Source organism: Aeromonas sp. 603607 (assembly GCF_049171595.1).
GTDB classification, from domain to species: domain Bacteria; phylum Pseudomonadota; class Gammaproteobacteria; order Enterobacterales; family Aeromonadaceae; genus Aeromonas; species Aeromonas veronii.
In genome coordinates this window covers 134804-145972 of sequence record NZ_JAAKOV010000012.1, presented here as the reverse complement: position 1 = coordinate 145972, position 11169 = coordinate 134804, and the positions used below count along the sequence as shown (strand labels likewise).

9 protein-coding genes and 2 tRNA genes are annotated in these 11169 nt (G+C 60.0%); 7 read left to right on the top strand and 4 right to left on the bottom strand.

Annotation, left to right across the window (positions count from 1 at the left end; genetic code table 11):
• Nucleotides 1–171 precede the first annotated feature (171 nt).
• The 6 genes from G5315_RS13105 (at nucleotide 172) to G5315_RS13080 (ending at nucleotide 6297) form a co-directional block, all read left to right on the top strand.
• Nucleotides 172–247: transfer RNA gene (locus G5315_RS13105), tRNA-His, on the top strand.
• 317 nt (nucleotides 248–564) lie between these two features.
• Nucleotides 565–1275 (top strand): two-component system response regulator RstA, encoded by a 711-nt coding sequence (rstA, locus tag G5315_RS13100; protein WP_236371530.1) that lies wholly within the window; start codon nucleotides 565–567, stop codon nucleotides 1273–1275.
• Nucleotides 1276–1296: 21 nt separating this feature from the next.
• Complete coding sequence (gene rstB / locus G5315_RS13095; protein ID WP_421333167.1) at nucleotides 1297–2622, top strand: two-component system sensor histidine kinase RstB; 1326 nt, start codon at nucleotides 1297–1299, stop codon at nucleotides 2620–2622.
• Between the two features lie 54 nt (nucleotides 2623–2676).
• Nucleotides 2677–2859 carry a hypothetical protein gene (locus tag G5315_RS13090; RefSeq protein ID WP_005337116.1) on the top strand — a complete coding sequence of 61 codons (183 nt, stop codon included), beginning with the start codon at nucleotides 2677–2679 and terminating at the stop codon, nucleotides 2857–2859.
• Between the two features lie 154 nt (nucleotides 2860–3013).
• The gene (mprF, locus tag G5315_RS13085; RefSeq protein WP_421333166.1) at nucleotides 3014–5563 is read left to right on the top strand and encodes a bifunctional lysylphosphatidylglycerol flippase/synthetase MprF; all 2550 of its coding nucleotides are present in this window, start codon (nucleotides 3014–3016) and stop codon (nucleotides 5561–5563) included.
• Nucleotides 5564–5574: 11 nt separating this feature from the next.
• On the top strand, nucleotides 5575–6297 hold the full coding sequence (locus tag G5315_RS13080; protein ID WP_421333165.1) for an AcvB/VirJ family lysyl-phosphatidylglycerol hydrolase: 723 nt from the start codon (nucleotides 5575–5577) through the stop codon (nucleotides 6295–6297).
• A 290-nt stretch (nucleotides 6298–6587) separates the two neighbouring features.
• Here the strand turns inward: G5315_RS13080 and G5315_RS13075 are convergent.
• Both G5315_RS13075 and G5315_RS13070 read right to left on the bottom strand, forming a co-directional pair.
• A tRNA-Ser gene (locus G5315_RS13075) sits at nucleotides 6588–6675 on the bottom strand.
• Between the two features lie 134 nt (nucleotides 6676–6809).
• Entirely contained in the window at nucleotides 6810–7265 is a 456-nt protein-coding gene (locus G5315_RS13070) for a YbjN domain-containing protein (protein ID WP_005337119.1), read from the bottom strand.
• A 158-nt stretch (nucleotides 7266–7423) separates the two neighbouring features.
• Here G5315_RS13070 and G5315_RS13065 point away from each other — a divergent pair, with 158 nt between their 5' ends.
• Nucleotides 7424–8761 (top strand): flavohemoglobin expression-modulating QEGLA motif protein, encoded by a 1338-nt coding sequence (locus tag G5315_RS13065; RefSeq protein ID WP_421333164.1) that lies wholly within the window; start codon nucleotides 7424–7426, stop codon nucleotides 8759–8761.
• A gap of 78 nt (nucleotides 8762–8839) precedes the next feature.
• Here the strand turns inward: G5315_RS13065 and G5315_RS13060 are convergent, their stop codons facing one another.
• On the bottom strand, nucleotides 8840–9421 hold the full coding sequence (locus G5315_RS13060) for a thymidine kinase (RefSeq protein ID WP_421333163.1): 582 nt from the start codon (nucleotides 9419–9421) through the stop codon (nucleotides 8840–8842).
• Between the two features lie 91 nt (nucleotides 9422–9512).
• Nucleotides 9513–11093 carry a Na+/H+ antiporter NhaC family protein gene (locus G5315_RS13055; protein WP_005351177.1) on the bottom strand — a complete coding sequence of 527 codons (1581 nt, stop codon included), beginning with the start codon at nucleotides 11091–11093 and terminating at the stop codon, nucleotides 9513–9515.
• Between the last annotated feature and the right edge of the window lie 76 nt (nucleotides 11094–11169).

The window sequence follows — 11169 nt, the reverse complement described above, 5'->3', positions numbered from 1 at the left end:
CCTATCATCCGCACCATAAAGCGCTTAGTAGTAACTTGTGGTAACCTAAGTAAAGGGGTTAGAAGAGCAACGGCCTTCTAAGCCGTGGGTCGCAGGTTCGAATCCTGCAGGGCGCGCCATTGATGTTCCCCAATCCTTCTGGATTGGCGAGCGTTGATGAAAATTTCAGTGGTGGCTGTAGCTCAGTTGGTAGAGTCCCGGATTGTGATTCCGGTTGTCGTGGGTTCGAGCCCCATCAGCCACCCCATTATTCTGTCGATAATCGCCGCAAGGTGATGTCCATCGACTTGGTGCAGTGACCTTCTGGTCTGCTCCGCGAAAAACCGGCCTTGGCCGGTTTTTTTGTTTTTGCGCTCGACAGCGCCTTACCTTGTCTGCAAGGCCATCATCCTCCAGATCGATAAACGCGGCTCTGCCCATTTGTCACGATGTGCGCCTCCCCATCGATACACACAGCCACACTCCCCCACACATCAGCCTGTCTGGTTCTTTTTCTGTATTTCCCAGGCGCCATTGATATGCTGATCGCTCTTCTTCTCTCCTGCTTCCCGTTGGAGCTTTTCTATGCAACGCATTCTTTTTGTCGAAGATGATCCCGAGATTGGCCAGCTCATCAGCAGTTGGCTCGGTCGCCACGATATGGACGTGATCCTCGAGCCCAGAGGGGACATGGCGCTGGCCCGGGTCGAGGCCGAACAGCCCGATCTGGTGCTGCTCGATATCATGTTGCCGGGGCAAGATGGCATGTCCCTCTGTCGGGATCTTCGGCCACGCTTCGACGGCCCCATCGTAATGCTCACCTCGCTGGATAGCGACATGAACCAGATCCTGAGTCTGGAGCTGGGCGCCAACGACTACATCCTCAAAACGACACCACCACCGGTGCTGCTGGCCCGACTTCGGGTGCAGTTTCGCCAGCACCAGCAAGCATCAACCCAACCGGCAGCCACCAGCAGCGTTCCCCAGCAACTGCAATTTGGTCTGCTGCGAGTGGATGGTCCGGGGCGAGATGTGCGGCTCGATGGCGAGAGCATTGCTCTCTCGACCGCCGACTTTGATCTGCTGTGGGAGCTCGCCTGCCACGCGGGCCAAATCTTGAGTCGGGAAGCCCTTTTTCGCAGCTTGCGCGGCCGGGAGTACGACGGTCAGGATCGCAGCATGGATGTGGCCATCTCCCGCCTGCGCCGCAAACTGGGTGATAACCCCGACAACCCGACCCGGATCAAGACGGTGCGCCAGAAAGGCTACCTCTTCGTCCCCCACGCCTGGGAATAACCCTCTTTCGGGAGCACCGCCATGCGCCGTCTCTTTATCCAGTTCTATCTGTTGCTGATCGGCTGCTTCACCCTGGCCATCCTGCTGGTGGGCGTGGTCTATCAGGTGACCGCCGAACGGGCGGGTGATCGCTATCTCGAACGCATGATGCAGGGCTCTCTTGGCCTGTTGACCGGCGAGTTGGCAAGAACCCCGCCAGAGCGCTGGCCCGATCGACTAGCCGAGCAGAGCAGCCAGTTTACCCTCCCCCTCAAGATCGGTGAGCTGGTGCGCCAGCCCCTGGCCAGCGAGGATCAAGCCTTTCTGGCCGCCGGCAACATTGTCATCGTCGAGGAGGATGACACCTTCCTGCAACGTATCCCTGATACCGATCGGGTGCTGATTGTCGGCCCTGTACCCTACCTCTCCTACCTGCACGAGCTGCACTGGGTCGATGTGGGACTGCTGCTGGTGATCGGCCTCTCTCTCGGCCTGCCCATTCTGCTCTGGTTGCGTCCCCACTGGCGCGGCTTGCAGCAGTTGGAGCAAACCGCACGTCGCGTAGGCGATGGGGATCTCTCCTGCCGAACCAATCTGCCACCGGACAGCAGCCTGGCCCGGGTGGGACGCACCTTCGATCAAATGGCGACCCAATTGCAGGCCATGATTGCCAGCCGCAAGCAACTGACCGATGCCATCGCCCACGAGTTGCGCACCCCGCTGGTCCGGTTGCGCTATCGGCTTGCCATGCTCGAACCTGCCCCTGCCGAGCAGGAGCAGCAGGCGCTGGAGCGAGATCTGGGAGCGCTGGACGCTCTGATCGAAGAGATGCTCACCTACGCCAAGCTGGATAGACCCGAGTTGCCGTTGCAGCGCGACGAGCTTGAACTCAGTCACTGGGCACAAGCGCATCTTGGCGACTGGCAGGCGCTGGCACCCGAAAAGAGGCTCACCCTCGATCTGCTGCCACGCCACATGCCCTGGTGCGGCGATCAGCGTCTGCTGACCCGCGCGGTGGAGAACCTCATCGGCAATGCCCTGCGCTACGCCGAGAGCGAGGTTACCCTCTCTATCTCTCGGCTGCAGGAGAACTATCTGCTGGAGGTGAGCGACGATGGACCGGGGATCGATCCGGCGCTGGCGCCCCAGATCTTCGAACCATTCGTGCGCCTTGATCAGAGCCGGGATCGTCGCACCGGCGGCACCGGACTGGGGCTGGCCATCGTGCGCAGCATTGCCCGTCATCACGGGGGGGATGTGGCGCTGCTGGCCAGTGACCACGGCGCCCGCTTCTGCCTCACCCTGCCTGTACATTTGGATACAAACCGTCACCAACCGCTCACTGAAGGGCCGCCGCAACCGTCATAGGATGACTGTCATGGAGAACGCTCCATAACATCAACCCGAATAAGGAAATTGAACATGAAAAAGATCATTCCCCTGACCCTGGCTGCCGTCTTCGCCCTCACTTCCGGTTTCACCATGGCGGCCACTCCGACCAAGACAGCCACACCGCAGGCGACCCAGACCAAGGTGGTGAAAAAACACCATAAAGCCACCCACGCCAAGACCCCAGCCGTCAAAGTCGCGCCGAAAACCAAGTGATCCAACCGGTCACTGGATAACACAGAGGGAGGCTGACGCCTCCCTTTCCATCTCTTCCCGAAATTTTCCTGACGAGCGCCTCCCTCGTCCAAACCGGATCCACGACCCGGCTCCCCCCTTTGTGGGAAACGGTCAATGACCACAGGAACATGGCATGTGGCGTCATCTGCTTAAATGGCTAGGCCCCTTGTGCAGCTTGCTGCTGCTCGGCACCGCACTGACCGTGCTGTATCACCTGACTCAGGCATGGCACTGGCACGATATTCGTGTGGCCATCTGGTCCCAACCCCTGCCGCGACTGGCGGGCGCCCTGTTGCTGACCCTGCTCAGTTATGGTTGCCTCTGCAGCTATGACATGCTGGCGCTCCATGCGCTGGGCAAGCGCCTTCCCTGGCAACAGGTCAGCATCACCTCCTTTATCGCCTACACCTTCTCCAACACCCTGGGATTTGCCCTGCTGACCGGCACCTCGGTACGCTATCGGCTCTACTCAGCCCTCGGTCTGGCGACCGGTGAGGTAGCCCGAGTGGTGCTGTTCTGCTCCATCACCTTTTTCCTCGGCCTGCTGGCGTGGGGAGGTGGCGCCCTACTGACCTGCGATATATCACAGCTGCTGCCTGACTGGCCGCAGTGGGCAGATACCCTGCTCAGGCTGGCGGGCGTCATGGCTCTGCTGTTGGTGGCCTACTACCTCTGCTGGCCCGCCCCACGCCTCTCCTGGCGGAAACACCCCCTGACCCTGCCAGGCTTTCGGATACGTCTGTTGCAACTGCTGGTCGCGCTGGCCGACTGGATGGCCGCCGCCGCCGTGCTGTTTGTGCTGTTGCCTGCAGATAGCGTCCCCTACCCTGTGCTGCTCAGTGCCTTCGTGCTGGCCAGCTTCCTCGGGGTACTGGCCCACGTGCCGGGTGGGATCGGCGTGTTCGAAGCGAGCATGAGCCTGCTGCTGGCTCACTACCTGCCAGCCGACAAGCTGCTCGCCTCGCTGCTGCTCTATCGCTGCATCTATTACCTGCTGCCTTTTCTCTGCGCCCTGCTGCTCTTTGCGAGTCAGGAGATGCTGCAACAAAAAGCGCGCTGGCAGCGGCTACAGGGGCTGATGAGCGCGGTGCGCGAATTTCTGCCTGCCCTTATCAGCATGGGCACCTTTGCCGCCGGCAGCCTGCTGCTCTGCTCGGGGATGATCCCGACCATGCGCAGCCACATTGAAGTGTGGCTGCAGGTGTTGCCGCTCCATCTGCTGGAGCTCTCCCACGTGCTCGGCAGCGTGAGCGGTATCCTCCTGATCCTGCTGGCGCGCAGCCTCTACCGCCGTCACGACGCCGCGTTTCGCATCACCCAGCTACTGCTGGCACTGGGGATCGCCTTCTCCCTGCTCAAAGGGGGGGACTGGGAGTCAGCCCTGCTGCTCGGCAGCTTCCTGCTCATCATGACCCCCTGCCGCGCCCTCTTCTATCGCAAGGGGTCGCTGCTCTATCCCCAGTACACCTCGGGCTGGCTCATTTCGGTCGGCGCCGTGCTGCTGGGAGCCCTGTGGCTGCTGCTCTTCTCCTACCGTCAGGTGGAGTATGACCACGCCCTCTGGTTCCACTTCTCGCCCCACGGCGGGGCTGCCCGCGGCCTGCGCGCCATGGGGAGCGTGGTGGCCGTGCTGGCCGTGGCCGGGGTTGCCCAGCTGCTTGCACCGCTGCGCGTGGTCGGTGAAAAGCCGGACAAGGAGACGCTGGCGCGCGCTCACGAGCTGGTGGTGCGCGAAGGGGGGATCCACGGCTATCTGGCCCAGTTGCAGGACAAGTCCCTGCTGTTCCATCCCGCCGGCGACGCCTTCCTGATGTATGGCATCGAGGGCAACAGCTGGATTGTGATTGGGGATCCGATCGGCCACCACGAGCAGATCGAAGAGCTGCTCTGGCAATTTCGCGAGCGGTGCGACGAGCACGACGCCAATCCGGTCTTTTATCAGGTGTCGGCCCGCTATCTTCCGCTCTATCTGGAGCTGGGGCTGATCCCCTTCAAGCTCGGTGAAGAGGCGATGGTCGATCTGGCTACCTTCGATCTGGCGGGCAGCCGCCTGCGCAACCTGCGCCAGAGCCACGCCAAGGGCAAACGGGAAGGGTTGACCTTCGAGGTGGTCGAGGCCAGTGCCGTGGCCCCCCTGCTGCCTAGGTTGCAGACCGTCTCCGATACCTGGCTGCAGAGCAAGATGGGCAAGGAGAAGGGCTTCTCGGTCGGCCGCTTCGAGCCTGACTACCTGACCTTGAGCCCGGCTGCGCTGGTGTGGCACGAGGGGCAGATCGTCGGCTTTGCCAACCTCTGGGTGAGCGACAACAAGGAGACGCTCTCCATCGATCTGATGCGCTACAGCCTGGATACCGGCACCGCCCCCATCATGGATTTTCTCTTTGTCGAACTGCTGTTGTGGGGCAAGGCGCAGGGGTACGCCAGCTTCAATCTGGGGATGGCCCCCATGTCCGGGTTCAACGATCACCCGCTCGGCAGCTACTGGGCCCGCCTTGGCAATACCCTGTTCGTCCGTGGCAGCCGCTTTTACAACTTCCAGGGGCTCAGACGCTACAAGGAGAAATTTTCGCCCCGCTGGGAACCCCGCTACCTGCTCTGCAGCAGCAAGCTGGTACTGCCCAGAACCCTGACTCACCTGATCACCCTGATTAGCCGCGGCCCGCTGGGGCTGCTCAAGAAATAGGAGCATGGCCAATGAGAGCCTTGATTTTGCTGTTACTCAGTCTCGTACTGCCCGTTTCATCTTTTGCGGCGCACGCCGCCCCGGTCAAGGATGACCTGAGCCTGATTGAGCTGCCGGTCAAGCAGTCATCCGACACCCCCATGGTGATCTTTCTCAGCGGCGATGGTGGCTGGGCGGCCCTCGACAAGGGGCTGAGCGCCCAGTTTCAGCTGAACGGCATGCCGGTCGTGGGCTGGAGCTCCCTCACCTACTACTGGAAGAAGAAAACCCCGGAGCAGGTGACCGCCGATCTGGAGCGGATCCTCGATGATTACCAGACTCGCTGGCAGCGCCCCCGCTGGCTGCTGGTCGGTTTCTCGTTTGGTGCCGAGATTGTCCCCTTCGTCATCAACCGGTTGCCGGAGCACTATCGTCAGGGGTTGGTCGGGGCCGTGATGCTCTCCCCCTCCACCAGCTCGGATTTCGAGATCCACGTCAGCGACATGCTGACCCACAAAGCCCGCAGCTACCCGACCGAACCACAGGTGAAGACCATCCGCGACCTGCCGATGCTCTGCCTGCAAGGTGCCGATGACGATGACGGCGACCGCCTCTGCCCCCGTCTCAACCAACCCAACGTCACGACCGTCACCCTACCGGGAGGACACCATTTTGACGATAACTACCCCCAGCTCTATCAGGCCGTCACCAAGCTTCTGAACCTGTCCCCGGATCCGCTGACTGTGGAGCATTAATCGGTATCACCACGGAATGCCTTTCAAGTACCGATCAGGGCGAATCAGCGAGCAATGAAAAGGGCCTCTCTTGCGAGAGGCCCTTGTACTGAATTGGGCGGAAACTTTAAAAGGATCGACCAATGGGTTGGCCGTAGCGTCAAAGTCACCGAGGCTTTTCACTGCGATTGCCCAAGCGGTTCAGCCAGATGCGCTATCAAGAACGAAGATTTGCATTCCTATGCCAGCAACCACGAGGGGATTGCGCCATAAAACAAAAGCCCCGATGTTTCCATCAGGGCTTTGCAATGTGGCGGTGAGGGAGGGATTCGAACCCTCGATACGTTGCCGTATACACACTTTCCAGGCGTGCTCCTTCAGCCACTCGGACACCTCACCAAATTTTGGTCTGTGGTTTAACGTGTTCAGCCAACACGGTGTTCGCTACGCTGTTGCGCTGGAACGGGGCGTAATTTAGGGGAAAGCCCCGCCCGCGTCAATGGCTTTTTTCACCTGGCGAACCGTTCGAACACTTAATGCACAGATTCCGGTGCAACCTGGATTTCCGGCAGGTTGAGGAAGCCGGAACGTTCGCATTCGGCAACCAGTTCGTGGGTGGCAGCGATGGTGCTTTGCACGAACAGCAGGAACTGCTCGACGCTGAGTCCGGCCTTGGTAAAGACGGTGTGGCCGACCACCAGCCGCGGCAGGTTGTCATCGATGATATCGAGGAACACCTTGAGGGAGGGGTACTGCATATTGAGTCGGCCCAGTTCGGCAACCAGCGGCAGCATTGCGGAGGGGCGCACTTCCAGCTCGGAGGAGAACAGCAGGCCTTCCTCTTCCACGAAGATCCGGCTCTCCTGAATACCGTCGACCGACTGCAAAGAGACAATGTGGATACCGTGACACTGGTCGCAGACATAGTGCTCGATACGAGCCTGTTGCAACCAACGCATTATCATTTCGGAGCTGGGGATATTCATCATTTCCACGACAAGATTGGGATCAAGGGGCGCAGTCTAAACCAATTTACTATCAACAAAAAGCACGCCAATCCGATAACCCTGCGGCTCGCTTCTTTTTGGCAAGCGCTATGCATATACTCAGCCAAATCCACGACGACGCTTGCCCCACAGGGGGCCCCATGACTATCCAAGAAAAGTATCGCCTTCATCTGAAATCACTCTCGGATGAGCTGCTCACCCTGCAAAAACCCATCCGCATTCTGGATGCCATCAAATGGCCACGCCATCTGCAGGATCGCTTTCTGGCAAGCGGTGGCAGGGAGCTGCCCGCTATCGACAGGCACTTCTATGATGCCCTCCCCCTCGGCTTCGATCCGCGCAACAAGTATCTGGAGCTCAAGGAGCTGCGGGACCGGATCCGCAGAAAACTGGGGCCACAGGACGATCTTGGCCGGATCCTGCAAGAGACGGTCGATCAGTACATGGTGGTGATCGAGATGCTGCGCCAGCGCGGCCAACCCGATTTTCAGCGTTACAGCCAGCTGCTTTATGGCTCTGCCAGCGATCACCTGCGCGGGGATCGCAAGACCCTCAAGGAGCTGGGCGCCCGCCTGTGCGATATCTTCTCCCTGCCCGGCGCCCGCCATCTGGTGCGCCCCTACCCCAAGGAGCTCGAAGGAGAGGCCGCGGTCGCCAAACTGCAGGGCAAGCTGTCGAGCTACTTCAGTGATGGCACTGTGCAGGTGAAGCTGAGCGATGGGATTGTCTCCGATGCCGCTGCCGGTGGCGACTACATCAAGCTCAACTCCCACGCCCGTTTCTCCGAGCTGGACTTGCAGGTGCTGGAGGTACACGAGGGGTGGGTCCATGTCGGCACCACCCTCAACGGTCGCCAGCAGCCCTTTGCCACCTGGCTGAGCGCCGGTTCACCGCGGATCACCGCCTGTCAGGAGGGGCTGGCTGTCCTGATAGAGACCCTCACCTTCAGCTCCTTTCCGGATCGGGCCAAGCGCATCTCCGATCGGGTGATGGCCATCGACATGGCCGAGCGCGGCGCCGATTTTATCGAGGTGTTTCAGCACTTCGTGCAGCAGGGCACCAGCGAGCACGACGCCTACAAGATCACCCAGCGGGTCTTTCGTGGCGGCATGGTGGGCGGCGGCGCCTGCTTTACCAAGGATCTCTCCTACGTGCGTGGCTATGTGGAAACGGTCAACTTTATCCGCAGCGCCGTGCTGGAAGGGGTGCCCGAAATCCTGCCGATGCTGTTTGTCGGCAAGGTGACACTGGATGACATTCCGGTGCTCTATCAGCACTATCTGGAGGGGCTGATTGCCGCACCCCGCTATTTGCCGCCGATGTTTCGCGATCTCACCGGCCTCTATGTCTGGTTCGGTTTTGCCTCCGGCATGTCGCTGGTGGATATCGGCCGGGTACAGCACCATTTTCGCCAGCTGTTTCAACGCCTGCCGGTGGCCGACCCCATCATTGCGCCGGTGGATATCGAGATCGACTGAACCGCAGAGAAGCACGCAGGAAAAGAAAAAGGGCGCCAGATTGGCGCCCTGCTCAACGATTCAAATATCGCAGCCGAATTACTTGTAGGCCCGACCTTCGAGATAGTGTTTGCGACAGAGTGACACATAGCGATCGTTGCCGCCGATCTCCACCTGTTCGCCATCACGCATCACCTGCCCCGCTTCGTTGACCCGGGAGTTCATGTGAGCCTTGTTGCCACACCAGCAGATGCTCTTCAGCTCTTCAAACTTGTCGGCCAGACAGAGCAGATGGTAGGAACCGGGGAACAGCTCGCCGCGAAAATCGGTCTTGAGGCCATAGGCCATCACCGGAATATCCTGCTCATCGACGATGCGGGCCAGCTGGTAGACCTGCTCACGGGTCAGGAACTGGGCCTCGTCCACGATAAAGACATCGATATGTTTCTTTGCATGGCGCTCTTTCACCATTTCAAACACATCACAGCTGTCGCTGAACACGTCCACCTTCAGTTCAAGGCCAACCCGGGCACTGATCACCCCGACCCCGAAACGGTCATCGATGGCTGGCGTCATCGCCAGAGGATGCATGCCCCGCTCCAGATAGTTGAAGTGCGCCTGAATGAGCTGGGTGGATTTGCCTGAATTCATGGTGGCAAATTTGTAGTGCAGTGAAGCCATGATACTGTTCCGAAACTGAATTTATGGGGCGCATGCTAACCAAAGCCCCTGACAAAACCAAGGGGCCCGCGGGCCCCTTGCTCTATAAATGTTACGCGGTGGCCAACACTGGCCGCGCTTTGGCCTTTTTCAGGTGATAACCGGTAAAGAGCACGAACCAGAGTGCGCTGACACTGAAACCGGCCAGGCTGGAGTGCATCAAGCCCATCGCCAGGTAACCGATGGCCGCACCGAAGGCGATGGCCAGTGCATAGGGCAGCTGGGTCATCACGTGATCGATGTGATGGCAACCGGCACCGGTAGCAGAGAGGATGCTGGTGCTGGAGATGGGTGAGCTGTGATCCCCGAACACCGAGCCAGCCAGTACCGCAGCCAGCATCGGCAGCATCAGGCTGATGTCGCTGGCGGCGGCCATGTCACCGGCCAGCGGCAGCATGATGCCGAAGGTACCCCAACTGGTGCCGGTAGCAAACGCCATGGCACAGGAGAGGATAAAGACCACAGCAGGCAGCACTTCGATCGGCAGGTTACCGTTAGCCAGCGAAGCCAGGTACTTGCCGGTCTCCACGTCGCGCACCACGGCACCGATGGTCCAGGCGAACAGCAGGATGTTGATGGCTGGCAGCATGGCCATGACGCCTTGCGGCGCGGCCTTGATCCAGTTCTTGGCTCCCAGCTTCAGGCGCATCGCCAGACCGATGGAGACCACCAGACTGCACAGGGCACCGTAGACCAGCGAAGAACCGACGTTGGTATTTTCGAACGAGCCGAGCACGCTGAATGGCAGCCCTTTCTCGCTCAGCACCGCAGCACCGGAATCGATCATGAAATAGATGGTGGCAGCGGTCAGAGTCAGGATCGGCAGTACCATGTCGATCATGCCGCCGTTGCTCTCCTCCGGGCTCTCCATATCCAGACCGATGGGGCGGCCCTTGGACTCATCCCACAGTTTGCCTTCCAGCGCCCACGCTTCGTGCTGACGCATCGGGCCGATATCGAGCTGACAGGCGATCACCACCAGCACCATGATGAGGGTGAAGACGGCGTAGAGGTTCATCGGGATCATCTCGACAAATGCCGCGATGGGGCTCTGTTCGGTCAGACCGTGGGCCGCCATGATGCCGCCCACCAGGGCGATGATATAGGCGCCCCAGGAGGAGATGGGCATCAGCACGCAGACCGGCGCCGCGGTGGAGTCCAGCAGATAGGCCAGTTTGGCACGGGAGATCTGGAAGCGGTCGGTCACCGGACGGCAGATTGCCCCCACCGACAGGCTGTGGAAGAAGTCATCGATAAAGAAGGCAAACACCATCATGCCGGTCAGGGCTTTGGCGCCCTTGCGGGTCTTGGCACGACGCTCGGCCCACTCGGCAAAGGCACGGGTCGCCCCGGAGACGCTCATCAGGCTGATGAGGCCACCCAGCAGCAGCATAAACAGGATCATGTTGACGTTGTCACGATTGAGCGCGCCATCGACCCAGAAGATCTTGAGCACGGTATTCAACATGTAATGCAGGGATTCGAGGGGTGAAAACTGATTGAGCAGCAAACTGCCGGTGACGATGCCCACACCAAGGGACAGCAGCACGCGGCGGGTCATGATCGCCAGCGCGACAGCCAACAGGGGGGGAAGAACGGACCAACCGGAGTCGGCGAAATGACTAATGTCCATGATCTCTTTGCACCTAAAGATTACAGGTGGAGATCTACCGAGAGGATCTAAAGAAACAAAACCTATGGGGAGGTCA

Bases quoted from the DNA above. Each gene is read 5' to 3' on its own strand.
- rstA (WP_236371530.1), top strand. From the start codon at position 565: ATGCAACGCATTCTTTTTGTCGAAGATGATCCCGAGATTGGCCAGCTC.
- rstB (WP_421333167.1), top strand. From the start codon at position 1,297: ATGCGCCGTCTCTTTATCCAGTTCTATCTGTTGCTGATCGGCTGCTTC.
- G5315_RS13090 (WP_005337116.1), top strand. From the start codon at position 2,677: ATGAAAAAGATCATTCCCCTGACCCTGGCTGCCGTCTTCGCCCTCACT.
- mprF (WP_421333166.1), top strand. From the start codon at position 3,014: ATGTGGCGTCATCTGCTTAAATGGCTAGGCCCCTTGTGCAGCTTGCTG.
- G5315_RS13080 (WP_421333165.1), top strand. From the start codon at position 5,575: ATGAGAGCCTTGATTTTGCTGTTACTCAGTCTCGTACTGCCCGTTTCA.
- G5315_RS13070 (WP_005337119.1), bottom strand. From the start codon at position 7,265: ATGATGAATATCCCCAGCTCCGAAATGATAATGCGTTGGTTGCAACAG.
- G5315_RS13065 (WP_421333164.1), top strand. From the start codon at position 7,424: ATGACTATCCAAGAAAAGTATCGCCTTCATCTGAAATCACTCTCGGAT.
- G5315_RS13060 (WP_421333163.1), bottom strand. From the start codon at position 9,421: ATGGCTTCACTGCACTACAAATTTGCCACCATGAATTCAGGCAAATCC.
- G5315_RS13055 (WP_005351177.1), bottom strand. From the start codon at position 11,093: ATGGACATTAGTCATTTCGCCGACTCCGGTTGGTCCGTTCTTCCCCCC.